Annotated in this window: 26 protein-coding genes; 15 read left to right on the top strand and 11 right to left on the bottom strand. The window is 58.3% G+C overall.

The window, feature by feature from the left end:
- Positions 1-423: hypothetical protein (locus AC1DNK_RS20850; RefSeq protein ID WP_477943137.1), on the bottom strand; the 423-nt coding region annotated here is incomplete at its 3' end.
- Positions 424-667: 244 nt separating this feature from the next.
- Between AC1DNK_RS20850 and AC1DNK_RS20845 the strand changes: the two genes are divergently transcribed.
- The 5 genes from AC1DNK_RS20845 to AC1DNK_RS20825 all read left to right on the top strand — a co-directional run bounded on the left by AC1DNK_RS20845 (position 668) and on the right by AC1DNK_RS20825 (position 2,883).
- The gene (locus AC1DNK_RS20845) at positions 668-922 is read left to right on the top strand and encodes a DUF7940 domain-containing protein (protein WP_112388073.1); all 255 of its coding nucleotides are present in this window, start codon (positions 668-670) and stop codon (positions 920-922) included.
- On the top strand, positions 897-1,364 hold the full coding sequence (locus AC1DNK_RS20840) for a lysozyme (protein ID WP_477943136.1): 468 nt from the start codon (positions 897-899) through the stop codon (positions 1,362-1,364). Before AC1DNK_RS20845 ends, AC1DNK_RS20840 begins: the two co-directional genes overlap by 26 nt.
- Positions 1,364-1,723, top strand: a complete 360-nt coding sequence (locus AC1DNK_RS20835; RefSeq protein WP_477943135.1) for a hypothetical protein — start codon at positions 1,364-1,366, stop codon at positions 1,721-1,723. The genes AC1DNK_RS20840 and AC1DNK_RS20835 overlap by 1 nt, the downstream gene beginning before the upstream one ends.
- Positions 1,724-2,086: 363 nt before the next feature.
- Positions 2,087-2,617 (top strand): hypothetical protein, encoded by a 531-nt coding sequence (locus AC1DNK_RS20830; RefSeq protein ID WP_477943134.1) that lies wholly within the window; start codon positions 2,087-2,089, stop codon positions 2,615-2,617.
- A gap of 38 nt (positions 2,618-2,655) precedes the next feature.
- Positions 2,656-2,883: a hypothetical protein gene (locus tag AC1DNK_RS20825; RefSeq protein WP_477943133.1), complete on the top strand. Its 228-nt coding sequence runs from the start codon at positions 2,656-2,658 to the stop codon at positions 2,881-2,883.
- 334 nt (positions 2,884-3,217) lie between these two features.
- Here the strand turns inward: AC1DNK_RS20825 and AC1DNK_RS20820 are convergent, their stop codons facing one another.
- Together AC1DNK_RS20820 and AC1DNK_RS20815 are read right to left on the bottom strand one after the other, a co-directional pair.
- Complete coding sequence (locus AC1DNK_RS20820; protein ID WP_477943132.1) at positions 3,218-3,553, bottom strand: DUF982 domain-containing protein; 336 nt, start codon at positions 3,551-3,553, stop codon at positions 3,218-3,220.
- Between the two features lie 114 nt (positions 3,554-3,667).
- Positions 3,668-3,934 (bottom strand): hypothetical protein, encoded by a 267-nt coding sequence (locus AC1DNK_RS20815; protein ID WP_477943131.1) that lies wholly within the window; start codon positions 3,932-3,934, stop codon positions 3,668-3,670.
- A gap of 178 nt (positions 3,935-4,112) precedes the next feature.
- On the opposite strand from AC1DNK_RS20815, the gene AC1DNK_RS20810 reads away from it, so the two are divergent.
- The gene (locus tag AC1DNK_RS20810) at positions 4,113-4,436 is read left to right on the top strand and encodes a hypothetical protein (protein WP_477943130.1); all 324 of its coding nucleotides are present in this window, start codon (positions 4,113-4,115) and stop codon (positions 4,434-4,436) included.
- Complete coding sequence (locus AC1DNK_RS20805; RefSeq protein WP_477943129.1) at positions 4,433-4,873, top strand: hypothetical protein; 441 nt, start codon at positions 4,433-4,435, stop codon at positions 4,871-4,873. The genes AC1DNK_RS20810 and AC1DNK_RS20805 overlap by 4 nt, the downstream gene beginning before the upstream one ends.
- A gap of 556 nt (positions 4,874-5,429) precedes the next feature.
- On the opposite strand, the gene AC1DNK_RS20800 is transcribed toward AC1DNK_RS20805, so the two are convergent.
- Together AC1DNK_RS20800 and AC1DNK_RS20795 are read right to left on the bottom strand one after the other, a co-directional pair.
- Entirely contained in the window at positions 5,430-5,777 is a 348-nt protein-coding gene (locus AC1DNK_RS20800; protein ID WP_477943128.1) for a hypothetical protein, read from the bottom strand.
- Positions 5,778-5,879: 102 nt separating this feature from the next.
- Positions 5,880-7,712 (bottom strand): toll/interleukin-1 receptor domain-containing protein, encoded by a 1,833-nt coding sequence (locus AC1DNK_RS20795; protein WP_477943127.1) that lies wholly within the window; start codon positions 7,710-7,712, stop codon positions 5,880-5,882.
- Between the two features lie 280 nt (positions 7,713-7,992).
- Here AC1DNK_RS20795 and AC1DNK_RS20790 point away from each other — a divergent pair, with 280 nt between their 5' ends.
- The gene (locus AC1DNK_RS20790) at positions 7,993-8,442 is read left to right on the top strand and encodes a hypothetical protein (RefSeq protein ID WP_477943126.1); all 450 of its coding nucleotides are present in this window, start codon (positions 7,993-7,995) and stop codon (positions 8,440-8,442) included.
- Between the two features lie 500 nt (positions 8,443-8,942).
- On the opposite strand, the gene AC1DNK_RS20785 is transcribed toward AC1DNK_RS20790, so the two are convergent.
- Entirely contained in the window at positions 8,943-9,593 is a 651-nt protein-coding gene (locus tag AC1DNK_RS20785; protein WP_477943125.1) for a hypothetical protein, read from the bottom strand.
- Between the two features lie 954 nt (positions 9,594-10,547).
- Here AC1DNK_RS20785 and AC1DNK_RS20780 point away from each other — a divergent pair.
- Positions 10,548-11,153 carry a J domain-containing protein gene (locus tag AC1DNK_RS20780; protein WP_112516125.1) on the top strand — a complete coding sequence of 202 codons (606 nt, stop codon included), beginning with the start codon at positions 10,548-10,550 and terminating at the stop codon, positions 11,151-11,153.
- Between the two features lie 10 nt (positions 11,154-11,163).
- Here AC1DNK_RS20780 and AC1DNK_RS20775 read toward each other — a convergent pair whose 3' ends face one another.
- From AC1DNK_RS20775 to AC1DNK_RS20765, 3 genes are all read right to left on the bottom strand, one after another.
- Positions 11,164-13,467, bottom strand: a complete 2,304-nt coding sequence (locus AC1DNK_RS20775; RefSeq protein WP_477943124.1) for a P-loop ATPase, Sll1717 family — start codon at positions 13,465-13,467, stop codon at positions 11,164-11,166.
- Between the two features lie 149 nt (positions 13,468-13,616).
- Positions 13,617-16,631: an excinuclease ABC subunit UvrB gene (gene uvrB / locus AC1DNK_RS20770; protein ID WP_477943123.1), complete on the bottom strand. Its 3,015-nt coding sequence runs from the start codon at positions 16,629-16,631 to the stop codon at positions 13,617-13,619.
- Positions 16,632-16,781: 150 nt separating this feature from the next.
- On the bottom strand, positions 16,782-17,825 hold the full coding sequence (locus AC1DNK_RS20765) for a class I SAM-dependent methyltransferase (protein WP_477943122.1): 1,044 nt from the start codon (positions 17,823-17,825) through the stop codon (positions 16,782-16,784).
- Positions 17,826-18,143: 318 nt separating this feature from the next.
- Between AC1DNK_RS20765 and AC1DNK_RS20760 the strand changes: the two genes are divergently transcribed.
- Complete coding sequence (locus tag AC1DNK_RS20760) at positions 18,144-20,144, top strand: putative bifunctional diguanylate cyclase/phosphodiesterase (RefSeq protein WP_477943121.1); 2,001 nt, start codon at positions 18,144-18,146, stop codon at positions 20,142-20,144.
- A 173-nt stretch (positions 20,145-20,317) separates the two neighbouring features.
- Positions 20,318-21,568, top strand: coding sequence for an MFS transporter (locus AC1DNK_RS20755; protein WP_477943120.1), 1,251 nt, complete (start codon positions 20,318-20,320; stop codon positions 21,566-21,568).
- Between the two features lie 316 nt (positions 21,569-21,884).
- Here AC1DNK_RS20755 and AC1DNK_RS20750 read toward each other — a convergent pair whose 3' ends face one another.
- Positions 21,885-23,141: an MFS transporter gene (locus AC1DNK_RS20750; protein ID WP_477943119.1), complete on the bottom strand. Its 1,257-nt coding sequence runs from the start codon at positions 23,139-23,141 to the stop codon at positions 21,885-21,887.
- Between the two features lie 224 nt (positions 23,142-23,365).
- On the opposite strand from AC1DNK_RS20750, the gene AC1DNK_RS20745 reads away from it, so the two are divergent.
- Both AC1DNK_RS20745 and AC1DNK_RS20740 read left to right on the top strand, forming a co-directional pair.
- Entirely contained in the window at positions 23,366-23,719 is a 354-nt protein-coding gene (locus AC1DNK_RS20745) for a DMT family protein (RefSeq protein WP_112387466.1), read from the top strand.
- Positions 23,720-23,916: 197 nt separating this feature from the next.
- On the top strand, positions 23,917-24,381 hold the full coding sequence (locus AC1DNK_RS20740; protein ID WP_112539345.1) for a phage regulatory CII family protein: 465 nt from the start codon (positions 23,917-23,919) through the stop codon (positions 24,379-24,381).
- 1 nt (position 24,382) lies between these two features.
- Here AC1DNK_RS20740 and AC1DNK_RS20735 read toward each other — a convergent pair whose 3' ends face one another.
- Positions 24,383-24,604 (bottom strand): hypothetical protein, encoded by a 222-nt coding sequence (locus AC1DNK_RS20735; protein ID WP_112539343.1) that lies wholly within the window; start codon positions 24,602-24,604, stop codon positions 24,383-24,385.
- A 193-nt stretch (positions 24,605-24,797) separates the two neighbouring features.
- Here AC1DNK_RS20735 and AC1DNK_RS20730 point away from each other — a divergent pair, with 193 nt between their 5' ends.
- Positions 24,798-25,034, top strand: coding sequence for a hypothetical protein (locus AC1DNK_RS20730; RefSeq protein ID WP_477943118.1), 237 nt, complete (start codon positions 24,798-24,800; stop codon positions 25,032-25,034).
- Positions 25,035-25,114: 80 nt separating this feature from the next.
- Positions 25,115-26,626 carry a DUF1800 domain-containing protein gene (locus tag AC1DNK_RS20725; RefSeq protein WP_112387155.1) on the top strand — a complete coding sequence of 504 codons (1,512 nt, stop codon included), beginning with the start codon at positions 25,115-25,117 and terminating at the stop codon, positions 26,624-26,626.
- The last annotated feature ends 7 nt before the right edge of the window (positions 26,627-26,633 follow it).

The following is a 26,633-nucleotide window of genomic DNA, read 5'->3' as shown; positions in this document are numbered from 1 at the left end:
GTTGACGCCATTTTCGTTGAGCACATGCGTGGCGGCAAGTGACCGCTCGCTGCAATACCCACACCGAAGTTTACGGAAATCCATAAGTCCTAGGTCAAGATGAGGATCGAGACCGACTACCTTCCCGACGGTCGTTACCGCCGTCCCAACAGCAGACAGATCGTGGTCGGTCGGTCGACAGTGATAGGTTGCTTCATGGACGGTCATGGTCACGCGGGAGATGTAGTCTAATACGTCTTCACCACGCGCCCGGGAAAATTCCTCATCGGGTATTTCCGCAAGCGTGCGTCCGGCAATGTGATCAAACCCGGCTACTTTGTTATCGATGCCGAGTGGCTGTGTCTCGTTGATGAAGTGGCAAATACCAAGGGACATCGCGACGATGGCCGCCGCGCAGACAAGTATAGTTCTAAAACTTGGCAAGAATCGACTCCAGGTTCGGCGTGCAGAAGGATAAGAACGTGAAGCATTGCTCCGAACAGGAGTCGAGTGCGGAACTGCAACACTGCGAACTTCGATGTACGACGGCCCGCTCATCCGACTATTCTTTCTAACTCTCTCGACAATCTTGAGCCTTCAATGGACCGCGCGCAATTGTTTGCGGCCGTGCGAACCTCTGTGTTCGGCGGCTCGATCTAACTGAAATCCACATCAATCGGAGACACCCATGCTCGTGCCCAACTGGCGCGCGGTGCTGAAGCACGCGTGGAGCGTCCGGCTTATGGTCCTGGCGCTCTGCTTCATCATCCTTGAGCCGATCTACAACTTTGTCGCCGCAACCTGGGTCTCCCGAAATATCTGGATCCAGTTCGGCATGTCGGCCTTTACGGGCCTGCTCACCGTCGCGGCAATCATTGCCCGCATCTACGTCCAGCAAAAAGTCTCAGGAGATATGAATGGCAAGCCGCCTGAAGAAGGGTAGCGCGATAGCTGCTGCCGCGATTGCATGTGTCAGCACCTTCGAGGGGCTGCGCACCATCGCCTATCGCGATCCGATCGGAATCCCGACTGTCTGCTTTGGCGAGACGCGCGGTGTGAAGATGGGCGACCGCTATACGGTTGACCAGTGCAAGGAAATGCTCGGCGATCGACTGAAGGAGTTCGAGACCGGCATGCGTGCTTGCTTGAAGCAACCAGATCAGGTGCCTGCCGGGGCATATGTCTCCTCACTTTCGATAACCTACAACATAGGCACTGGCGCATTCTGCAAGTCTACCCTGGCGCGGAAGCTCAACGGCGGCGATATTCGCGGCGCCTGTGACGAGTTTCTGAAGTGGGACAAGGCTGCCGGCATTCGTCTGCCCGGCCTCACTAAACGGCGGATCGCGGAGCGTGCGCTATGCCTAACCGGGTTGCCTTCCTGATGTTCGGCATTTCCCGAGCGGCGGGAACCGCAATCGGCATCCTCGTCCTGGTGTTGCTCGTGATCGGATCAGGCTGGCTCATGGTGTGCGAAGTGCGCTCGATGGTCACCGACGCCGCCGATCGCGCCACAGCCGCTGCTGACGCCAAATGGAAGGCGGAGATCGCGAATGCGAACGCCGAGGCAAACCAGAAAGTCGCCGACCAGGCGAAAGCCGCGCTCGCGATCGAGGCAGACGCCAACAGCCGTATCAACGCGGCATCCCAAGAACTCGAAGAACTGAGGAAGCGCAATGCGGCTCTACCTGGCGCTGATGCTATCGGCCTGTCCCGTGATCGTGTCCGGATGCTCCCCGAGTGAACCGACGCCGACAGTGAGGAACGTCTACCAAAAGACGACACTGCCGCCGGTTGCTCGCAAGAGCTACCCGCTCACCAAGAGGCCCGACAAAGACCTTCCGCAATATGACGTGCTGAACATGTGGTCAGCCGATCGGACGGCAAGAAACCTCACCGAAATCAGCCGCAAGGCGTGCGTTGATGCTATCGACGCAGAAGGGAAAACGCCATGACACCAACTATAGGAATCGGGGTGGGGTTAACCTTCCCCCAGAAACAGGGCGGTGGGGGCGAGGATTGGTGGCCTGCACCTTCTCCAGTCATTGCGAGTTACTAAAACCGCCGTATAGTTGCTCACAAGAATCAATCTTTAGTGGAAATTCAATTGGGCGCTGACTATCACGTGGCAATTCATCAAGCGGATTGGCCGACAATTGCCGAAGTCAACCTCTGCCTCACCGGCTTGGACTATCCCGTGCGCGTTGTGGCAAATCCGCCATCAGAGTCAGACAAGAAACTGGGGGTCTCTGGCGATGTTGTTAATTTGCTCTACCAGGACGCGCCCGTCCAGGTGGAAACTTCAATCATCCAGCTGAGTACCAAAGAGTCCTTCGCATACGCTGTAAAAGTGGAAAATGGACAGACAGTCCTCCCCAAGGACATGAATGACTTCGTCCCCCTAGATTTGAACACCGAGCTCCGAAAACTGGGAATGAAGGCTCCAGATTTCGAGTATGGCGACTTTGTCATGAGCTTGACGTTTCGATCGTCAGTCGCGGAATGGAAGGCCGGTTTTCTTCTGATGGCAGGGCTGATCCGCTGCACGCGCGGTATCGGTTTTGAGTTTAGCGAGGGCGCTTTCGGCGGCGCCGGGCTTGCTGACAAGCTGGTGCAGGAAGCGTCGGAAATGAAGTAGGTGGCGTCTCGTCACTATTGCAGGGAAAGCACGAGATATTGGAAAACATTGCGCACCTCATCGCTTACGACGAAGGCGGGGAATTGTCATCTTTAGAGCCGTTATCGGATGAACAAGTAGCAATAATCGCCGCGCAGCATCCTGGAATCTCAAATCAATATCTTGAGTTCGTTCGAAAGATTGGTATCGGCGCGACAACGCGAGTGATCCAGAGCCTGCATCAAGCGCCGAAATTCACACCTCCTTCCAAGCTTATCAATCCTTGAGTTATAGGACGCTAACTGGACGCCCGCAGCCGCCCGTGAACCCGTTTCCGGCCGACGCGGTCGCTGTCGCAGACAGCGGGGCGTCATGGCGCTATTGCCTTTGCCCATCGTTGGGCCCCGGAGTTTTCTGTTTGGACATGAGTGGCCCGAGCTTCGAGCCGGAGTGTAATGATTTCTTTTCGTTCGCGGCGAGCACCCTGATTTAGGCAGACGTTCGCATCAGTAGTCTCTTCCTACCATGGCTAACGCCAATCATCGAACCAGCGGTACTGGGCGGCTACCTGCGGTCACCCACCGCCCCATTATCGTTCGGCACTACGATATAGCGCCTTCGTCAATGACGCGGCGGCAACGCGCTCGACGGCGGATGGGCAAACCGTTGTGTCCGCTTCGCCGATCGCAACTTGAGCTCGTCGTCTGGCAGAACGCGGAAACCCGCTTCACGAGCTGCGGCAACAAACGCCTTCCGTGCAGTGGTGCCGCCGGTTTGGCTTTCCATGACTGTCAGACATTGTGCAAGGGCTCGGCGCCAGCTTCGATCCTTTTTGGCGTCGGGCCATTTGTCGGAAAGAAGAAGGCCGGCGAGGCCGTCGACCGAGGATACGGATTGATATTTGTTAGCGCCATCGACAGCGACGGATATCTTTCTCACTCGGACGGGATCGACCATCTCGGAACCTCACGCATTACTGATCCGCGACTCAACACATGCAGAAGTGATTCGTTCCCGCTCAGTCAGATTGGCTGTTTTAGCGGGCCGCCGTCCCTGATCTACGCTGCTTGATCAGCGAAGTTCGGGTGGTTCTGGCGCCTCAAGCTCCGGGATGAATGACCAAGCAGCGCAGATGTCCCAACGAACAAGGTCGTAGTGCTTGCCGAAGTAGTCGAAGGCGACGCGTTCTACTTCCCCTTCGTCGACATCGTAGCCGAGCTTGAAGCGTGCATAACGGATGAAGTCTATCAACTCGAAGGCCCGCTCGAAATCCTCGCGCATGAGCTCGACGAATTCGGAAGCGGTTTTGATTAGTTCGGAGGGCTGAGTTTGGGTCATGCGGGGAACATATATCAGAGCTGTTTCAGCTCAAGCGTTCCTGCTGCCGTGCAGGGGCAGATCGCGCTGCGGCACATTCTATAACGACGTGAAATCTCGATACGCGGGCAACCGCTAAGCATCAACATGGCATGGCATTAAGGGCAGGGCGCAAGGCAGGATGACAGGACATGCAGCTATGGAACAGAACCCACCACTCCCGCAGCGTCTACCGGACCTCAGCGACAAGATGAGGCTCTTTCTCGCCGGCGTGCGAGACAGCGAGATAGCCAACCTTGAGCAGATTGCGAACCTCGACCAGGAGGAACGCGAGAAGCTCGACTATCTCATCAAGCGCTTCACCAAGTCTGATCTTGAGGTGATTACTGACAGCCTGGAGAACCTCCGCACCATGAAGCGCTTCGGGCGCTTCGGTATGTGGTTCTTCGGGTTCATCGTCGCCGGAGCTGGGGCCGCGGCGGCAGTGAAGGTTTTCTTTACCGCAGGAGCACCCAGAGGATGAAGACATCGGTCAAGATCGGCGCCGGTCTAGCGCTGGCACTTGCTTTCTTCGGCAGCTATTCACTGGCGTCGATGGTTCTCGACCGGGCGCCTCCGATCACCTACGAGGGCGCAAGGGCATTACAGCCAGAAGTCGGCCGCGGCGGAACGCTCGATGTCGAATTCCAAGTCTTCAGGACACGCATCTGCTCGGCAGTGACAAGACGCTGGCTGGTTGATTCAGAAGGCACCCGGCACGCGATCCCTTCTTACACGGTCGGCGTCAAACTGCTTGCCGGCAGGGAGACGTATCAGCGATCGATAACGATCCCCCTGGCGGCCGCGCTCGGTCCTGCTTGGTACGAGGTGAGCCTCGACTATCACTGCAACGTGTTCCACCGCATTGGCTGGCCGATCAACGTCACGTCGCCGCCGGTACCGTTTTTGATCCGGCCATAAAAAAAGGGCTCGCCACTCAATACACTGGCGAGCCCTTCATGCGCCAGGGTGTCCGCCAAGACGCATCAGCAGCGGGAGCTAATCACATAGAATGATGAGAGTCCCACGACATCAGCATGACGGGGCGCTTCGTACGCATCCGGACATACTGCATCGGGTGTGGCGTGACACTTGAGACTGCTGGTGGCATACTGCCTCATCCGCCGTCCGAACGGGATGTCAACGATGTTGCTCAACCCCAAAGCAGTGCTCTTGCTCGCCCTGGCGCTCTACGCAGGCCTGTATCTGCTCGCGGTTTAAATTCCCCGCCAAAAGAAAGCCCCGCGCTGGGCGGGGCAAAGTTGCGAGAGTGGACTAGCTGGTAGGGAAAGTACCAGTGTGCCGTCAACGCGGCTTCTGACCAATTGGTTCCTTGTGCGGATAATGCTCCCAGCACCACCAGCGAGTCTCGACCRCTGCCGACGAAGAGAAACCATAACCGCCCCATTTCGAGCAGCCGGCATGCGAGCAATAATGCTCGTGGTGACCGGAGGTCTGCTGTTGGGGTCGATCGAGATCACCCATCTTTGCTTCCCCTCTGATCATTCGCTCGCATCAAATCATGATACCGCTCTTCCACCCGACGCATAGCCTCCCGGCCTTCGTCGATGAAGCCCGATTGCGGCATGATCCTTTGCCGAACGTGGGTGGCGAGCAGGTCCCACATCCATTTTCCCTTCATCGGCCCGTGCAACTGCTTCTGGATGCGGCCGATACAATATTCGCCGTCATATCCGGACCAGTCGTTGTCGTCCGGCGGATCGTTCTCGTCGATCTGGGTTCGGCGCCAGCGGTAAAGGGGTTGGTAGCGTTGTATGGTCTCGCTCATGGGGCCGAAATGTGAGACAGGCGTGGCGAAAAGCAAAGTGTTTTCGTGGACGGCCTTCGTGTCTCACTTTACCGCAAGCGCCTGATCGCGCTTGATTGCCCGGCTCCGGCATGGGGCACGACCCCGTCCGGTAGGGGTCTATAAAAAAAGGGCTGCTAAGTTATCAAAGAGCTGTTGCAACCTCCCAAGAAAGACCTTTGCTGCATCGGGAGATGTGAGAAGGTTTCCGCTCACGCCGCTCCCAATCGCTACGATAGTAGATCCAACGAACCCCGCGAGCGCAAGAATTGCTTTTTTTATCTTCTTTGTGCGTCGCTGCGCCATCTCTTCGCCGTACGAATGTTGAGTGGCACTTGCTTCCGCCACCTCGGCGGCAAGGTACTCACCCGCTCGCTTCGCGGGCTCCGCTAATACAGTTTCAGCCTCTGCGCTTTGGAAGGCATGCACCGCCGATTCTGCGAGAGTTAGCAAATCCCGGTGGTTTTCGCTGCTCGCATCCAGCTCCGGCGGCTGAAGTGGCGCGTTTGGCGCGAATGGCAGAGGCTGGGTTGGCTGTAGAAACGGCCTAAGCGCTTCGTGGTTCCTGCAGAGATTTTCGATACTGTTCCTTGTACTTCCCGGCCATGGAACGTCGTCTAATTCGAGGTGTATCTGGATATCAGCTACGCTGTCTGACAAAATGTACCACGACGCAGGCCGCCGCTCGATCTGCGTCACAAAATGAGAGAGATCGAGGCGAATCGCTTCACCCAGATTGTTGTCGAGAGTCTGAAGAGCTGTGAGCGCTTTTTTTGCCAAAACTTCTTGGGCAACCAGCCTTTGTTCGAGATTAATGTGATCACTAATCGGTGGCCTAGCATCCGGAGGGCTATCCCTCGCCGTGATGTGCCCGTCTTCCACTAGCGCCGCTAAAGGCGTCGCGGATATGAGCCTATCACGTATCTCTTGGGGCGATGGCGGATTGAGTTTATCTACGATAGCCTGGATCAGCCGCCGCATCTCCGGGTGCCCTGGCGACCCGTCCCAATTTCGGAGGTCGGCATACTGGATCTCTGAAAATCCGTAAGGTACCGGAGTGCTATCAAGACGCGCATGGATGAACTTTCCTGCGCGTTGAGCCACGGCCGCCTCCTCGGCAACAGCTTTCGACAGGACACTGTTTTCTGTCCAGATAGTGAGAATGGCTGACGCGTGATCTAGTTCGCGCTGGATGGTTTCTCGCCACGGGTTACCAGGAGGGATATCCCCATCCCACCACACTTCGATATCGGCACCTTCAAGAACCGACCGAATTCTCCGCGCTCTATCGCGATCGTCTTTCGCATAGGATATGAATAGCGTCCGCTTTGGCGCAGTTGCTGAGAAGAGGTTTTCGACCTGGACTTCGGCTTCCGAAACGGCTTCCCCCCAAGTTGACCAACTTATTGGAAAATACAGACCTTCGGGAAGCTCGATGCCAGTGTCTCCTATAATATCTGCAAGTTGTCGCTGGGTGAGGCCTTTAACCGTTGAAAGATCAATGCTCGTGGGGCGTCCCTCCTCGTCGGACCGAAAGTCCAACCCTTTCAGACGAGCTTGGGAGAAATTGCATCCAGTCACGTATGCATGGCGAAAATCCGCGTCACTCAGATCAGCCGAAGCGAAATCCGCTTGAGAAAAGGACCCGTCTACCGCGTTGACGTTCTTCAGGATGGCGCGCTTGAAAATTGCTGCGTTGCATCGCGAAATCGCAAGTTCAGCGTCCGACAGATCGGCGCCAGTTAAATCCGCTCCAATGAGGTTTGCGAGGCGAAGGTTGGCGCCTTTGAGGTTTGCGCCGCCCAGCTGCGCGCCCCGTAAGTTGACCCCATAGAGGTTCATGCCTGCTAAGTTCGCTTTGCGTAGGCTAGGAATAAAGTGACGTTTCTCTCGTCGCTCATTCCACTTGTCTGCGCCTTCCTTGAGCCACTTTATGTGACTAGCGATCGCCATGCTTAGATCTCCCAAATTCGTTGGCTCGACGGTAGTGAACTAGCGAACAATACTCAACTACCAGCGGTGGAAAAGAGTGAGGCCTGACTTCGACGCGGGGTCAGGAGGGCGGGCTTCGATGTAAACGCGAGATCGTCGGGTTTTATAATAGCTGCCCCTTCCTAAGCTGTTCCGGTATGGGGCGCTCCCCTTATCCTTCCTCTTGTTCCTGAAGTTGCTCCTGAAGTTGACTTGGGTGCTGGTTCATCCTCAAATGGCGCTTAAATCATGGAGGGTGCGGATGGGGCAAGAACTGCTGGCCAGATATCAGAAAGTCGCTGAGCAAGCGTTCACTGCTCAGCTCGCGGCTTACACTGAACATTCCAAATGGAAACTTGCCTCCCTACTTACCTTAAACGCCGGTGCGTTGATTGTGTTTTGCCAAATCGCCACGATTGCGCCGGAGCTACGGCATTTATTTGCGCCCATTTGTTTTGTTCTTGGCGCACTAATCGCTGTTCTTTCGGGTATCGCCGCCAGAAAACAGACTCTCGGCATCTCGGGAGCCTTCATGACATTTTTGACCGCTGATGACGACAACGCGCGGGTCGCAGCGCTTCAAGCCGGATCAGAGAAAGATAAGCGCCTCGCATTCGCTGCTGAGATCGCTGCTTATACATCAGGTGCTGCATTTCTGGCCGGCGCTCTTTTCACCTGGGCCGCGACTATTCCGCAGACGCATCCCCTTTAACATCGGCTCGGCTTTTGTCGCGTCGAGTTGAACTGATGCTGCCTGGGTAACCCAAAGGAGCGAATTCAAACACTTGGTCATAAGGGGGGCGTTAAAGTCTCGGTGAAGCAGTTCAGTGGCCCACTTGCCTTTCAGTCTTGAACTGAGGAGTGCAGAGCCACATCTGAGCTTAACGGTTCATATTCGAATAGTAGCGCAGCCGGTGATCGCGGAGGTTCCACTAGCGGATACGCAACGAGCCCGCGACAATCTTCTCGCAATGGATTTCTTTGATCGTTCGACCGCATGCCCAATGACGGATGCCACGCGAGCAAGTTGACGATCTCGCGCTTGGCCAAGCCAGATCCTGCGTTGAGTGGTTCTGCTAATGCAGACGCGTTCCATGCGCCAGACTATCTAAGCGTGGTTCTCGGAAGCTTTGAGGATAAGGCCGACGCGATGATCTACAAGTTGGCGGTGAATTAATCAGCGGCAGCCTTAGGGCTGCCACATTAAGACGACTAGGGCTTCGGCTCGATGTTTATGAGTTCGCGCATTAGAAGATTGCTACGTACTTCAAGCCATTTGATCGTAAGTTTTGCGCTTGGGGCGTAAATCAACCGAGTTGAAGCTTCTCCGAAACTTCCGTCATTTCGTGCGAGCGCCACCTCTATAACTTTTGTGTTGACGCTGCACCCACCAATGACGACTGGAGGATTGTCTGAGATGGTTATTTGAACTTTCCCGACCGGCGCACTGTTCCACTTTCCATCGTTTTGCCGTGCACGCACGTTGCGCTCGTATACAGTCGAGCCTGGAGTGGCGAGAATAGTCGCTAAGTCAGTCCCAAAGTCAGCCTCAACGTCCATGCTCTCAACCTGGCCGGTCGCTCTTTCGGTTTTGCTTTTTCCAGACGAGTTAGGCATGATCAAGCCGTAGGGCTTCTCGCTTACGAAGCGGGCATTTGCATTCTCGGATCGCTCCACCACCACTTGCTCCCCAATATCGAGAAACGTCTTGTACTGGCGTTTGTCAGCAGCAACATAGGTTTGAATGTAACTTGCGGTCTCACCCTTGTTGAGCGCAGCGCATTGATCGAAAGTCATTGCCGCTTCTGCATTTCCGACAAAACAAAGAATGCCGAGCGTGGCAAGCACGTAGGTGGGCTTCATCTAGTAGGTTCTCCACAAGTGTGAGATAAAACCATCTATTAAATAAGAGCGACTGTGCGTCAATGTTACTAAGTGCTTCCAACAAAATAAATCTGTAGTTGCTGCCTATTGGTCTGCCTCACTTATTCCCATGACCCTTCTTTTCGCGCAAAACTGTCGACTGCGCAAAAGCTGATCGCCAGCGAACGGTTCGCTTGCTGATATCGTAATGAGGTGCGCCGGGCGTGTTCTAAGACCATCGGCGCACGCCGAGCCGTCTCGCCATTTCGTAACGCTCGCCCAAGGTGTCGGCTGCCATATGGTTCTGCTGAGTGGGATTGAACCCCCGATCTCACCCTTACCAAGGGTGTGCTCTACCACTGAGCTACGGCAGCTGCGGCCCGATCGAATTGAAATGTAGCGCTACGAAATTGCTACTAAACATATAAGGGTATTGTTTATAAGGTATTTTCTCTTGCATCCGTCCAGTCGATCATCGGAGCGACGGAGAACACCGGCCCATTCGCATAATGAGCCTTGCCTTCCGTCACCGATGTGCCGCCGCCCTGCGCCGTCATGCCGTCCTGATCCTGTTTCGCTGTGGTCCCGCCATCAAATGGCCCATCACAGATGGGAATACGGCGCGCGATGCGCAACCGCCGGGGACGAGGTCCTATACAGAACAAATCCCGGCATGGCGAGCGGCAAAATCCGGATGCCGGGCGGCGTTCTGGCTGTGAAAATCGCCTGCCGTTCACAATTTCGTCCCGACCGGCGGAATAATGTGGGCGCCGGATGCCGGGACTTGATGCAATCAGGGTGAGGGCGTAGGTCAGAGGCAGGCGCTGTCGCGCGTGCCGCTTTCGGCGCAAATGCGGCCTCACGGCGGCCGGCACCGGGCTGCTTTGACGGGTGGCCAGAGACAGGAATGGGAATGCGGAAGGACAGGTGGGCGGTTTGATTGATCCCTATGTTATGCTCGGAATTGACCGCGATGCCGGAGAGCCTGCGATCCGCAGCGCCTGGCGCAAGGCCGCCAAGACCGCGCATCCCGATTCCGGCGGCGATGCCGAGCATTTCGGCAAGCTGCAGGCCGCCTACGATCTGCTGAAGGACCCGGTGCGCCGCCGCGTCTATGACGATACCGGCTACGACCCGCAGCTCGCCGACCCCAAGGATCTCGAGGGCGTGCTGATGCTGGAAAAGCTGGTCAACGACATCATCCTCGACGAGCGCGAACCGGGCAGCTTCGACCCGGTGGCTGCCATCCGCCGCAAACTCTCCGACGACATCGTCAAGAACCGCTTTCACATCCTGGAACTGGAACGCCACCGCAACCGCGTCCGCCAGCACATCGACCGCCTCGGCCGCCGCCCCGAAACCGACGTCCTCGGCTCCATGCTGCGCGCCCGCAGCCAATCGATCACCGACGCCATCCAGAAGGCGCAAGGGCAGATCGAGGCGATCGAGCATGCCTACCAGATGCTCGAGGGGTATAGCTATGAGCTGGAGGCGTTGGTGATGGTGGCGGAGCGGGAGAGCGAGCCGCAGGTGGTGAGGAGGGGGGAGGCTGCGGAGTGAGGGTCTACAATCAATCCGACTGAACCTCCAATGCCGGCCAGAGGGCTGGATTGAGATAATAAATCACGTTCTCAGCGTTCTTCTCGATCCAATTGTTTAGAAGATTCATATTGTAGCTAAAATTATAGATGAATCGTGGTTCGGTCGTTGTCGTCATTACCCCGAAAAAGCCAAAGTACAAAAGATATTGGACGACCTTCGTGGCGTCTGAATCCGGCGGCATCGACCTGGCAATTAGAGCTGTAAGCTTACTAAGTTCCATTTTGGCAGGTTCGCCTATAAATTTATAGATTAGGCCGCGTGCGGCGGGTTCTATGTCAGTTAGCTCTTCGTCGGCTTCCTCAAGAACATCATTCGAATAGATATTAAGTGCCTTCTTGAGATCGTCATCAAGTATCTTCTCGTGCCGCATATTGATCGCAAATCCACGGGCATGAAACATCATTTTAATGATGTTTCGCGGACGCATGAGGCATCTATCTATCAAATAGTCAAAACTATACTCTCCCTTGTATAACCTCACGAAGAATTTTTCCCATATCTGCTCGAAATCGCTGCCGTTATAAGGGGAAAGCCGCTTTGCAACCATCTCTCGCAGAAGATCTCTGTCCGACCAGTCAAGCTGTACACGGATCTCCTTTCCAAAATCAGCGGTATTCTGCATCAATATCTGATATACGTCATTTCTTACGAAAACCACCGAGTATGCTGCTATGCTCTTGCGAGTAAGTTCTCGCTTAATCTTTTTTCCTGCCTCAATTAGCGATCGCAATATCGTCGCATCTGTCTTGTCAATCCCTTGGACGGGCCAGCCTTTATCCAGATTATCAAATAGTATCCAAAGAGTGTCTTTGTGAGCTAGATATCTTGCAACCTTTTCTCGAAGCTCTGGCAACGAGTAGCTATGAATTATTTCGGTTATGTTCGCGGTTGTTAATTTGTTGCTGCTTGACTTGTTTAGTCGAAAATCGTCGATCTTTAGCAGTATGTCATCAACTAATATCTGAAGTCTTTCCGAAAAGTCACCCTCTTCGGCGATGTTTACTTTACGTTGCGCTGCTTCCAGTTCTCTATAAAGTTCACCGATTTTGTGGTCGTAGACGGACTTCTTCGCATCTTTTTCAAGTATTTTGTTCGCGATTTCAACGTATAAAAGATATTCCCAGAATGCTACTACTAGATGTTCTACCGAGCCCTCACTTAATAGGTCCAGTAAATCCTCTCGCAGTTTTTTGAGCTGATATCCTTCAGGCTTAAGATCGACCACGATATTCTGTCTGTCTTTTCTCGTCCTATCTCTTAGCTGGATAAAAAGGGCCGTCTTACCCATTCCTTTGCGGCCGACCACCATGTTCGCCTCGCCACGAGAGACGCGCATGTACTCTTCGGTTGTTAGATAATACTGGCCGAGGGTCGTCATCTCATTCTCGGCCATTGGGTCGCCTAGATTGAGATCGGTAAGTGCAAGCTTTTTCTCAGATGTTGAAGGAGAAAAGGATTGCATTTCTTCAATTACTTCGGAGGAAAAGTCAGCGATATAGCCGTTAATATCGTCGAGATCGCTGAAGGTTTTGACTTCGTCACGAACGTCTAACGGTGCTGGTCCGTCGAAATCTTGAAGTAGAAGAACTGGCCGATTCAACCCTCTTGCTAGTCCGGCCACGAAAGCTGCGCGAATGTTATGAATATCCGCGCCAGCGACATGTTGCGCGGCAATTGGCACGACGACGCCGGATGATGATGCGACATGTTGAATGGCAGCAGTTCCCGAAAGCCTGATGTGCTCTTGGGCGTTGAAGCTTCGGTAGCGCAGCCGTGCGCGCTTTATCCTTGATATTATGCGAGTTTGCGCATCATTTTTTCTTGGTAGTTCGACAACATATACCGGATTTTTGATATCTTTTGGATAACTGGTGACAAGAGGTTTGTCGCCGTTCGACTCTGCAATCTTGCGGGAAAGATCCTCCGAGTTCTCATAGTTGAAATAGCCAAAAGTGTCGAATATGCCTATGGTGGATAGTATTCTTGCATCATTTAATATGCCGGAATTCATTGTAAAAAATACACGTTTATTCCTGCCGATTGCATATCCTGCTTCAAATACAACGTTAAAATTAATCTTAGTCAGATCAGCAACGACAAAATCCGAATTGTCTATATGCTCAAGGATAGGTTCTATTAGGGGCCGGCCCACGACATCATTCTCGGGCCATATATGTAGTTCACGGGGCGAGTTCCGAAATTTGGACGCCACCGCGGCAAATATATCACCCACGGTCGGAGCGGAGGATGTGTAGGCGCAAAATATCTTCACGATGCATCCTATGAGCGAATCTCAAATTACGAATATCTTTCGCTCAAGTCACATTGAAATCAACCATAAATACAATTATCAACAATTGGCGCCTATTTTTCCGAGTGTTGATCGGGCGGACGAAGCGACTTCTCCGGCCAGCCCTTGTATCACCGCCCCGGCCGCCCGGTCTTGCCCTTCGTCCGGCTCTTGCGCTTCTGCTCGCCCGGATCCTCATAGCTGCCGACGCCCGTCTTGCCGCGAACCAGCGGACGGACGTCATGGTTCGAGACGGCCCGTTGGGCCTCCTCACCATGAGGGGTGCGCTCCGGCTGCTCCTCAAGCAGGGGCGAGAAGCGCTTGGTGCTCTTTGCTGCGTCGGGTTTTTCCGGCAGCTTGCCGCTGACCGGTTTTTCGGTGCGGCCGACGGTCATTTCGTCGAGGTCGTTGCGGCGGAAGAGGGAGGTTGGAGCAAGATCGCCCCCCTCTGGCCTGCCGGCCTGCTGGGACGAGCCACGGGTCTCGTCCCGTCCTTCAGACCCCGCCACGGGTGGGGAGATTGGCTGGGCGCGATCGCTCGCTCCGCTTTCCAGCTTTGGCGCAGTAGACCGCAGCCTCGCAGCATCCTTCCTGCCGGCTTCCATCGACTTGGCTTCCTCGCGGGCCATCGGGTCGTCCATGACGGCGAGTTCGGCGGCCTTGAGGCGTTTGATTTCGTCGCGCAGGCGGGCGGCCTTTTCGAAGTCGAGGTCGGCGGCGGCGTCGCGCATGCTCTTTTCAAGCGCGTTGAGATGGGCCTGCAGGTTGTTGCCGACGAGGTTGCCGCCATCGGCGAAGCCCTTGCCGTTGACGCCTGAAATGTCGGCGCGGACGTGGTCGCGCTCGTAGACGCTGTCGAGGATGTCGGAGATCTTCGCCTTGACCGATTCCGGGGTGATGCCGTGTTCGGCATTGTAGGCCATCTGCTTTTCGCGGCGGCGGGTGGTTTCCTCCATCGCCCGCTTCATCGAGCCGGTGATGTTGTCGGCGTAGAGGATGACCTTGCCGTCGACGTTACGCGCGGCGCGGCCGATGGTCTGCACCAGCGATGTCTCGGAGCGCAGGAAGCCTTCCTTGTCGGCGTCGAGGATGGCGACGAAACCGCATTCGGGAATGTCGAGGCCTTCGCGCAAAAGGTTGATGCCGACCAGTACGTCGAAAGCACCGAGACGCAGGTCGCGGATGATCTCGATGCGTTCGAGCGTGTCGATATCGGAGTGCATGTAGCGGACGCGGACGCCCTGTTCATGCAGATATTCGGTCAGGTCCTCGGCCATGCGCTTGGTGAGCACGGTGCAGAGCGTGCGGTAGCCCTTGGCGGCGGTCTCGCGGATTTCGCCGAGCACGTCGTCGACCTGGGAGCGGGCGGAGCGGACTTCGACCGGCGGATCGATCAGGCCGGTCGGGCGGATGACCTGTTCGGCGAAGACGCCGCCCGACTGTTCCATTTCCCAGCCGCCGGGGGTCGCCGAGACGGCGATCGTGTCGGGGCGCATCGCGTCCCATTCCTCGAAGCGGAGCGGGCGGTTGTCCATGCAGGAGGGCAGGCGGAAGCCGTATTCGGCCAGCGTCGCCTTGCGGCGGAAGTCGCCCCGGTACATGCCGCCGATCTGCGGCACGGTGACGTGGCTTTCGTCGATGAAGACGATAGCGTTGTCAGGGATATATTCGAACAGCGTCGGCGGCGGATCGCCGGGGTCGCGGCCGGTCAGATAGCGCGAATAGTTCTCGATGCCCTGGCAGGAGCCGGTGGCCTCCAGCATCTCGATATCGTAGCGGGTGCGCTGCTCCAGGCGCTGGGCCTCCAGCAGGCGGCCGGCCTTTTCGAGCTCGGCGAGGCGGAGCTTCAGCTCCTCCTTGATCGACTTGATGGCGCCGTTCAGCGTCGGGCGCGGGGTGACATAGTGCGAGTTGGCGTAGATCTTCACCGACTTGAGGTCGCCGGTCTTGGCGCCGGTCAGCGGGTCGAACTCGGTGATGGCGTCGATCTCGTCGCCGAACATGCTTATGCGCCAGGCCGCGTCTTCCAGGTGGGCCGGGAAGATTTCGATCGTGTCGCCGCGGACGCGAAACGAGCCTCTGACAAAATCCATGTCGCGGCGCTTGTATTGCTGGGCGACGAGATCGGCCAGCAATTGGCGTTGATCCAGGCGGTCGCCGACCGCCATCTGGAAGGTCATCGCCGTATAGGTCTCGACCGAGCCGATACCGTAGATGCAGGAGACCGAGGCGACGATGATGCAGTCGTCGCGCTCCAGCAGCGAGCGGGTCGCCGAGTGGCGCATGCGGTCGATCTGCTCGTTGATCGACGATTCCTTTTCGATATAGGTGTCGGAACGCGGAACGTAGGCCTCCGGCTGGTAATAGTCGTAGTAGGAGACGAAATATTCGACGGCGTTATCCGGGAAGAAGTTCTTGAATTCCGAATAGAGCTGGGCGGCCAGCGTCTTGTTCGGCGCCAGGATGACGGCGGGGCGCTGCGTCGCCTCGATCACCTTGGCCATGGTGAAGGTCTTGCCCGAACCGGTGACGCCGAGCAGCACCTGGGAACGGTCGCCATTCTCCAGTCCCTCGACGAGATCGCGGATCGCCGTCGGCTGGTCGCCGGCGGGGCTATATTCGGAGTCCATGCGGATGGTGATGCCGCCCTCGGACTTGTCGGGTCTTGCCGGGCGGTGCGGCGTCCAGATCTTGCCGTTCTTGTGCAGCGGATTGCCAGACTCGATCAGCGCCGACAGCGCCTCGACGGTGGCGGTCACCGCGGTGCCAGCCTGCAGCGAGGCGGCCTCTTCCAGCGTCGTGTCCATGCCGGCGACGGGATTGAGGCCGGCGGCGGCGCGGGTCTTCGGGTCGGTCGAGCCGCCCATCGAGGTGCCGCGCGCCGATTTCGACGCGGCGATCTCCACCTTCTTGCGGTGCTTGCCGGCTTTCGAAGCGATCTGGCGCTGCGTCTCGACGGAGGATGCCTCCGCATCGGCCTCCAGCTGCTTCACCCAATCTGCGACGGAACCCTCGAGCGGGGCGGCATCATCCGGCGGGACCCGCTGATCCTTCCCGCTGCGCGCGAAGGGCGTCCCGGTGAAAGACGACTGGGGAGCTTCCTCGAATGCATTCGGGGCGGGGGATTTCTTCGTCGGTTTTGCCATGGCCGGAATATGGAGAGAGTCAGCGCGAAAGTGAAGAGGCAAAGGGTACAAAAGGGAAACGAATGAATCGTTCGGATTCGGCGAATAATGGCGCCAAATGGAAAGCCGGCCGGGTCGCCCCAGCCGGCTTTGTCATGCTCTAAAAATGTCTCAGCCGCGCTTCTTGATGACGCCGTAGACGATGTTGCGGTTCTTGCCGAAGAAGACCTTGGATTCGCAATCCTGGCCCGCGGTCGCCTCGTGGATGATCTTCCACATGTCGGCTTCCGAACGAAGCAGCAGCGCCCAGTTCATGAAGGTCTCGATATAGCCGTCGACGAGGATCGGGTAGGAATAGTTGGCGAACAGGAAGGTGCCGCCCGGCTTGACCATCTCCAGGCAACGCTGCGTCAGCTTGATGGCGACGCGATCGACCAGATAGTCGTAGAGGCCGGAGGCATAGACGAGGTCGAAGGTGCCGGGATTGGAGCGGCGCATCAGCAGTTCGCGCACCGAGCCATCGATCGCCTCGACCGCCGTGCCCTGAAAATCGCGGGCGATGGTGCCGATGCTGATCGGATCCTGATCGAGAGCGACCCAGCGCTTCAGCGCCTTCTGCTTCATCGCTTCGGAATAGGCGGCTTCGCGCAGGTGACCGGCGGCGACGCTGAGCACTTCCGTGCCCGGGCCGCGCTCGGCGGCGACTTCATCGACCTGCCGGGCGAGGATGTCGCGGCGGTCCCAGTTGGCCTGGGAGGAGGGCGCGGTGCTGGTATATTCGAACAGCGCCTTGCCGAGCTCTGAGGATGCCGCGACCTTATCCATCACGCTTTCATGACGGTAGATGAAGTCGAGCAGTGTGGCATCGCCGGAATAGCCGCGCGGCTTGTCCCAGGACCACTTGGTCAGCGGATCCTCCAGGAAATAGCTGGTGACGGCGTGATTCTGGATCAGCGGCACCAGTTCCTGCCAGACGCGCGGATGAATGCGGGCGCGCATCTCATGCAGCGAAATCGTGACGCGATCGATAATCTTGGTCGGGTCTTCGGATTTGGCAAACTGCTGGCGGGCCAGTTCGAGCAGCAGGGCGACTTCACCCTTGCTGATGGCCAGATGCTCTTCGAATCGGTCGCTCTTCGGCGCTTCGAGCTCGGTCGCTATGGCTTTGGGCGTAATAAGGCTATGGCCGTCGAAATCCATCTTGGGCTGGGTCACGCGATACGTCCTCTAATCAATTGGGGTTATTTTACCGGGTCACACCTGTACCGTTTTGGGCGTTACCTTGAATTGTATATTAGCGAGAAACTTTTCATTAACCATTGAAATCCATAAACATGATTAACGGCGCCGGTCTGCCGCTCATTTAGCAAGCTTTAATCGAGCCCCTGTATTTTGGTGGTATTAGATTGCCGGTGTTGCCGTGCTTCCTCATCAGAAGGGGCTAAGCGAACCGCACGAATGCGTCAGTCAATTCCGCCCAGAGTATCAGCGGAGAGCTCTGGCGAAGCGTAGTACGGAGCGGTGGAACAGTGCATGAAGCACGAAATTGCCTATGCGGCAGAGATCGATCTTGAACCGAAGTTGCTGCGGCCGACGCCGGGCGAACTGCGGGATCTCTATCGCATCGAGGGGGAAGCTGAACGAAAGATGGCGACACGGCAGGGGCTGTGGATCGCTGTTATCGTCTATATCCTGTTTTCCGCCACCGACCTGCTGCTGATCCCCGATGTTGCGGCTTTCACGATTCTGGCCCGCGTCAGCGTCGGCAGCTTCGCGCTGCTGTTCCTGGAAGCGGAAGTCTATCTGAAGAAAAGCATCCAGTGGCTCGACCGCACCAGTGCGCTGGCGCTGGTGCTGGGCTTCGCGATCTGGTGCTTTCCGGCCGTCCGCACCGTCCATGCCGACAGCCTTTCCTATTACATGATCTTCGGTGCCATCTTCATGATGGGCGCCAACCAGTTCTTCAATTTCCGGTTCGGCCTTTCGGTTCTGGCCTCCAGCGCGGTGCTAGTGACCTTCCTGATCTCGCTGGTGTTCTTCTGGCCAACGAGCGTCTACGCCATGGCCTTCGGCATGTTCTACGTGTCGTGCTTCGTCTTCACTTCCTATGTGAACTGGAAGCTGAACCACGAGCGCTATCATGTCTTCCTCAATGCGCTTGAAGCCAGGATGCAGCAGAAGGAAGCGACGGATCGCGGCGAGGCGCTGCTTCGCATGTCGAACACCGATTACCTGACCGGTCTCGAAAACCGCCGGGCAGTGGACCAGCGGCTGCGCGACTATTGGAAGGAATGGCAGCGCAAGGGCGTCGGCTTCACCGCCATCCTCGTCGATGTCGATTTCTTCAAGAAGTTCAATGACGGCTACGGTCACCAGGAAGGCGACCGCTGCCTCATTCATGTTGCGCGCACCATCAAGGACGCGATCGAGCCCTATGGCGCGTCGATCGGCCGTTACGGCGGCGAGGAATTCATCGTGCTGGCGCAGTTCGACGAGGTCGCGCGCGTGACCGATCTGGCCGAATGCATTCGCGATACGGTCGAGCAGATGGGCCTGATCCACGAGGAGCGCCGCGACGGCACCTCGATCGTCACCGTCAGCGTCGGCGCGGCCTATACGCGTGACCAGAGCGGCAAGCTGGAAAAGATCATCCACGAGGCCGACCGGGCGCTCTACAGCGCCAAGGCGGCCGGTCGCAACTGCGCCCGCCTGTTCGATCCGAACGATCCGTTCAGCAGTGATGAGAGCGAGAATATCGCAGCTCTGCTCAGGATTGCCGTGGCGCAGGATCTGTTGTCGCTGGTCTATCAGCCGATCGAGGATATCCGCACCGGCCGCCGCGATGCGGTCGAAGCGCTGATGCGTTTGAAGACGCTAGATGGCAGCTCGATCCCGCCGAGCCTGTTCATACCGATTGCCGAGCGTACCGGCATGATCCTCGAGCTTGGCCGCTGGGTCATCCAGACGGCTTGCCGCGAGGTTCTGGCTCCGAACCTGGCACAGATCGCCAGCGTCAATGTTTCGCCGATCCAGCTGCGCATGCCGGGCTTTGCTGCCAGCGTTGCCGCCGTACTCTATGAGACCGGCGTTGCCGGTAACCGCCTTGCCTTCGAAATCACCGAAGGCCAGGAAATGGAAATGCATGCAGACGTTCTGAAGTGCATCAGCGACCTCAAGACGCTGGGCATCAAGATCTGGCTGGACGATTTCGGCACCGGTTTTGCAGGCCTCTCCTGGCTGCGCCTGATCGATTTCGACACCGTCAAGATCGACCGCTCATTCCTGCATGGTAGTGCCACGCCGCGCGGCAAGGCGATGCTCGAAGACATCGTCGGGCTGATCCGCAACCGTGGACCGAAGATCCTCGTTGAAGGCGTGGAGACGGCGGATCAGCTGTCGCTGTTGCGCCAGCTCAGGATCGACTATGCGCAGGGCTATCATCTCGGCCGCCCGGCGCCGGTTCAGGCAATCGATTCCACGCCCGCAAAGCCGAGCCGTCCGGCGCTCGTCGCATCCCGGCCAGCCGGCCGCTAAAACCTTCCGAGGCCTGCCAAAATGCCGCAGTCAGCTTGGGGGAACAATGTCAGCAGCGCTGACGTTGTGATCCGCTGTCTTAAAGCAGCGCTCCCGCCCGCTTCCAGGGCACTCTTTCCGACGGCATCCGGAATTGCCCCGCCTCGCCGCCGTTTTCGGATGGAGGACAACAGATGTCCGCATTGGCAAGTCTGCGTGCACTTACACCGCAGCAGCGCAATACGCTGATCGCCAGCTATCTCGGCTGGACCCTCGATGCCTTCGATTTCTTCATTCTCGTCTTCGTTCTCAAACACATTGCCGAAGAATTTCACACCGACGTTCCGGCCGTCTCGGCGGCAATCTTCCTGACGCTGGCGATGCGCGCCGTCGGTGCTCTGGTCTTCGGGCTGGCGGCAGACCGGTTCGGCCGCCGCGTCACGCTGATGGCGGATGTGCTGCTCTATTCGATCTTCGAGTTCCTGACCGGCTTTTCGACCGGGCTGACGATGTTCCTGATCCTTCGGGCGCTGTACGGCATCGCCATGGGCGGGGAGTGGGGCGTCGGCGCCTCGCTTGTGATGGAAACGGTGCCAGACGAATCCCGTGGGATCGTTTCCGGCATCCTTCAGGCAGGCTATCCGTCCGGCTATCTGCTGGCGTCGATCGTCTTCTTCCTACTATTTCCGGTTATCGGCTGGCGCGGCATGTTCTTCGTCGGCGCGCTGCCGGCGCTGCTGGTGCTCTATATCCGCCGCAACGTCGAGGAGAGCCCGGCCTTTCTGCGGAGGCAGCGGGAAGGGCGCAGGCCGTTCCTGACGATCCTGCGTGAAAACGTGCCGCTGTTCATCTGGTCTGTGCTGCTGATGACTGCGTTCAATTTCCTCAGCCATGGCACGCAGGATATCTATCCGACCTTCATGGAAACCCAGCGCGGCTATGACAGCTACACGACCGGGGCGATCGCCATCGTCTACAATATCGGGGCGATCTGCGGCGGATTGTTCTTCGGTGCGCTGTCGCAGCGGATCGGCCGCAAGAAGGCGATCGTTATCGCGGCGCTGCTGGCGATCCCGGTGGCACCGCTATGGGTCTACGCGCCCGGGCCGGTGCTGCTGGCGATTGGCGCGTTCCTGATGCAGTTCTTCGTGCAGGGCGCCTGGGGCATCGTGCCTGTGCATCTCAACGAACTGTCGCCAGACGAAATGCGCGGCACATTCCCCGGCTTTGCCTACCAGCTCGGCAATCTGCTGGCCTCGGGCAATGCGACGATGCAGGCGGGCCTGGCCGCCCATTGGAACGGCGACTATGCGACGGCGCTGCTCGTCGTCGCGGCGATTGTCGCCGCCGTCGTCGCGCTGCTTGCCGGCTTCGGCTACGAGAAGAAGGATGTGCGCTTCGGCGCGGCGAAGGCCGGGACGCCAGAAGGTGCATTCCGGGCCTGAGTAACTGCGGCGGACGCGAGCCGTCCGCCGCCGATCTTCGCCGACTGTAGTCTTTTCTTAACCAGCGTCTTCTAATCTTCACTTGCGGTGGTCAGGTATTGCGTTCCACTGCGACTTTTTATGATCCGGTTTGCACGATGGCCGGTATCATGAAGGCGATAAATTTCGCCGTTACCTTTCCCAATGAATTCTTGCTGACCGCGGGCATAGCGATTTCCGTTTCCAATGCGGCGTACGAGACGAAGCCGGCGAGCTTTTTCGATTGCAAAGTCGACGGGTCATTTTAGACGAGTTGAGTACAATAAGATGTGGCGATCTACAGGGCCGCGGTGGTAGCGGCCGGCGCGAGTGTCCGGGCCTTCGGGCGCTCCGGCACGATCGCCCGCCGCCCATACCAGAACACCCCGATGGCGGCGATGGCTGCGGCGCCGTGGACCCAGTAGGCGAGCGCATAGCCGCCTTCCTTGGTCAGCCACCCGGCAACGATATTGCTGAGAGATGCGCCGATACCCTGGACAGTCATGACGGCGGCGAGGCCGGCGTTGAAGCGCCCAGTGCCGGAGAGGATGCGCTCGGCGGCGAGCGGCGTGGCGATGCCGATCAGTCCGGCGCCGACGCCGTCGAGGAACTGCACCGGATAGATCGCTGCGAAATTGCCGAAGCTTCCGGCGATGGCACCGCGCAGCGGCAGAGCGCAGAGCGCTATGATGAAGACGAGCGCGAGGCCGAAACGGCGGATCATGAAAGGTGCGGCCAGCGCCATGGCGATCATCGACAGCTGAGAGACGCCGGTGACAATTGCCGTAGTGCGGAAGGGTGTGCCGAGCTGGATCGAAAAATCCTGGGCGATCAGGCGGCTCATCGGCGCATTGCCGAAATGGAAGATTAGCAGGGTTACAGCAAGCAGGATGAGGCCGCGCGAGCTGGCAATGATCGAATAGCCCGACGGGCCGGGCGTGCCGTCGTCGTGGGCCAGACCGCGCGCGACGGCGTTGTCGATGCTGCGCGGATCGATCGCCAGCGTGGCGCCGATCGTGGCGATGGCCGTCGCAATCATCAGCCAGATGATGCCGTTGAGCCCGAAAAGCAGGGTGGCGAGATAGACACCGGCCAGCGAGACAACATTGCCGGCATGGTTCCAGAATTCGTTGCGCGCCACCTGATCCGGAAAGGCTGCCTCGCCAACGAGACCGAGCGTCAGGCCCATCAGCGCCGGGCCGATCACGGCGCCAACGATTGCGGTGGCCGACTGGCCGCCGAAGACGGACGCATTTCCGGGGCTGGCCAGCGTCCAGAGCGCGGCTGCGGTGACCAGAATGACCGGGATGATGATCAGCAGCCGTTTGTGTGGCGAGGCATCGACCAAAGCGCCGAACAACGGGGTGGCGATCAGCCCGAGGATGCCGCCGAGCGTTGCGACAATGCCGAGCGTCATCGGCGACCAGCCATGCGTGGCGAGGAAGCCGTCGAGGAATGGCCCCAGTCCGTCGCGGGCGTCGGCAAGAAAGAAATTGAGCGTCGCCAGCGCGACCAGCGAGCGGCGACTGAGGGCGGATTGTTGCGGCGATGGCATCTCTGCTCTTCCTTCAGGACGGTGGTGTCCTGAAGGTGGCTCCGCGGTTTGCGGGCCGCTTCCGGCGCTCGCCATGAACGGCGGCCCGGATCAAAAGTTCCGCGCCTGCGGCAGGGCCGCTCCGATTTTCTTCAAATACGCTCAATGGGTTCCGCGGGGCTTGAAGAGCGTGAATTTCGGGATACATGCTGGCGCCAGCAGTCACGCCTTCCAAGGATTCTCATATGCCGTTTTCGCTGAGCCCCGCCGCCGTCTGGCCGGTCATCATGCTTTTTGCCTCCAACATCTTCATGACCTTTGCCTGGTACGGGCATCTGAAGCACAAAAGCAGCGCCATTTTCCTGGCCATTCTTGCCAGCTGGGGCATTGCCTTCTTCGAATATTGCCTCGCCGTTCCCGCCAACCGGATGGGCTCGGAGGTCTATTCGACGGCGCAGCTGAAGACGATGCAGGAGGTGATCACGCTGATCGTTTTCGCCGGATTCTCGATCTTCTGGCTCGGCGAAAACCTGACCTGGAACCATGCGATCGGCTTTGCGCTCATCGCGCTCGGCGCGTCCTTCATCTTCCGCGGATGAGGATGCGGCCGCCCGCGATGCGGCACAAGCGGACGGGCGGCCTTCGCCGCGACCGGGGTGGTGATCGCAGCGCGCCGGTTGCCTAGCCGGCGGCGCATGCGAGTTCCATCAAATCGGCGCCGTCTTTTCAACGGCACGTTGCCACTTGCCATTGTCTTCTGCTGCATGGACACTCTTACCCATAGAGGGAGTGGACCATGGCAGAGCGCGGCCGCGAGTTTGCAGATATCGCCTATACCGTCCTCGTCGTCGAGAAAAAGCCGGGTATCGAGGCGGTGGCCGCGGCGCTTGGGATGACCTATGCCGTCTTGCATTCGAGGCTGATCAACCGGACCTGCTTTTCGGCCGACGAAATCAATGCCCTGGTGCGGGCGGTACCGGATGTGCGGCTCGTCAATTGCCTGCTGAAGGAAACGGGTTTCGTGGCAGCCGACCGTCCAGTGCCTGATGCCGCGGGCCACGATGGCCAGCCGGCCGAGACGATCGGCCTCCAGCGCATCGCGACGCGGGTGGTTGTCGACGCAACCGGCATCCTGGAGCTTGTCGATGCTGCACTCGCCGGGGGCGGAATGGACCACAGACGGGAAGCGCTCGTCCGCAACGAGATCAGCGAGACCGAGCGGTCGCTTGCCACCCTGCGACTGCGGATCGCCGAGGCGTGATTCAGCGGACGCGGCGGCGGAGCTTGTCCAGCCAGTCATCGCCTTCTGCTCGCAGCACTTCCATCTCGGCCGAAATGTCGCCGTGGCGTTGTTCCAGCAAACTCTTGCGCGCCGGCGTGCCGCCCTTGCGAAGCTTGGACTCGATTGCAAGAAGCTGGAGCTTGTAGAGGTTAAGCGTGCGCACGACGCGCATATATTCGCTGAGAGGATTGGGATCTGGCATCGACTGTCGGCTGGCTGGATCTGCGTTTCAAACGCGCAGCCCCTATCGCGCCGGACACAACCGCGACATCAAAACGCGTGGTATTTTTCAACGGCGAGGTGGTGGCCTCATGACGGCCGGTAACATCGAGTGACCGGCCAGCGGGGAACGGGTGGAGGCGTTCTGCGTTGGTTTCCAGAACCGGAGATCAATAATGCAGAAGAACAAACCACTCGTCGAAGTCGTCGTATCCACCGCCGAAGGCAAAGTGCCGATGGGCATCATGAACACGGAGCAGGCGCTGGCTCTGCCCGATGATATCGATGCCAAGGTCTCGCATCCCGATCATAAGGCAGGCGAGACGGATGTGTATATTCCGATCGAGGAGTTGGAGCAGCATGCTGTTGCATCTGTCGGTTCAGCGGGCCGAAAACCCAATAATTACAAATAGTCCATGTCTGCAATCTGCCTGAATGCAGTCGCATTTGGTTGAGACCTTGTCACCGTCAGGTGATGATGAGGTGATCGGCCATGAGCGTGTCATTTCAGACGATGGCGGCTATCCGTTTCGGTTATGGCTTCCGACCCGGCGAGTCTGGGCCGCAGGACATCCAGGCGCTTCTCGGCCAGCTGAAGACCGGGGCGCAGAGCCCGCCGTCTTTTCCGGCCGGCGGCGCTGATGCATGCCGCCAGCGGCTGACGGCGCTGCAGGATCAGCTGAAAGCGATGCGTCAGGATGCCAACGCCGGCGGCGACGAGGGCGAGCGCCGCGACCGGCGCCGCGATCTGCAACGGCAAGTGCAGCGCGGGTTCCAGCGCGATGCCAATCAGCGACTGATGCAGCCGGTGCTTTCGGCCAACGGTTTTTACGAGCGGCTGGCGACGTTCTGGACCAACCATTTCTCGACCAGCGCCAACAAGAGCCTGCCGATGCGGATGATGGTGCCGCTCTACGAGGCCGAGGCGATCCGTCCGAATCTCGGCGGCTCGTTCCGCGATCTCTTGCGAGCGGCGACCGAGCATCCGGCGATGTTGATCTATCTCGATCAGGCACAGTCTCAGGGGCCGGATTCGCCCGGCGGGATACGGCAGAGGAAAGGCCTCAACGAAAATCTCGGGCGCGAACTGCTGGAGCTCCATACGCTCGGCGCAGGCAGCGGCTATACGCAGGCCGACGTGCGGGGCGCCGCCATGGTGCTGACTGGACTTACCGTGGATCGTGACGATGTGGATACCGTCTTTCGTCCGCGTCTTTCCGAGCCCGGGCAGCATAGCGTGCTTGGCATCTCCTACGGCGGTGAACGGCGAACGCGCAAGGACTATCTCGCGATGCTGGATGACCTCGCGGCGTATCCGAAGACGGCCGAGCACATCTGCCGCAAGCTTTGCGTCCATTTCATCTCCGATCAGCCGCCGTCCGAAATGATCTCGGCGATGGCGGATGTCTGGAAGCGCGCAGACGGCGATCTGACGGCTGTCTATGGCGCGATGCTCGACCATCCGGCCGCCTGGCGCGACGAGGGCTCGAAGGCGCGCCAGCCTTTCGATTTCGTGGTTGCCGGGCTGCGGGCGCTGAATGCCGGGAGCTTCATGGAAGCCAATCAGGATGATGACGGCGATGCCAATACTGCGATGGCCGCACCGCCTGCGGCGATGGCTGGCGGGGATGCGATGAAGAACGTGGCGCCTGCCGATCCCGCCGGTAAAGAGGCGGTCAAGCGGCGCAAGGCGTCTCAAACCGCCAGAGCTTTGGGGCAGGGTGCGTTACGCCGTATGGGCCAGCCGGTCTGGCTGCCGCCGAGCCCCGCAGGTTTCGACGAGACATTCGGCGCCTGGATCACCGCAAGCCAGCTTGCCGAGCGGCTCGCCTGGGCCCGGCGGGCTTCGGCGCAATTCGGCAAGGACGAGGATCCTCGCGACTTCCTCAAGGCAACGCTCGGGGATGCGGCGCGCGACGAGACAATCCAGGTCGTTTCGCAGGCGCCGAGCAAGATCAGCGGGTTGACGCTGGTTCTTGCCTCACCCGAATTCAACCGCCGATAAGGAGACC

This window comes from Rhizobium sp. 01N424 (assembly GCF_056399485.1).
This window is presented reverse-complemented; position numbering and strand designations above follow the sequence as displayed.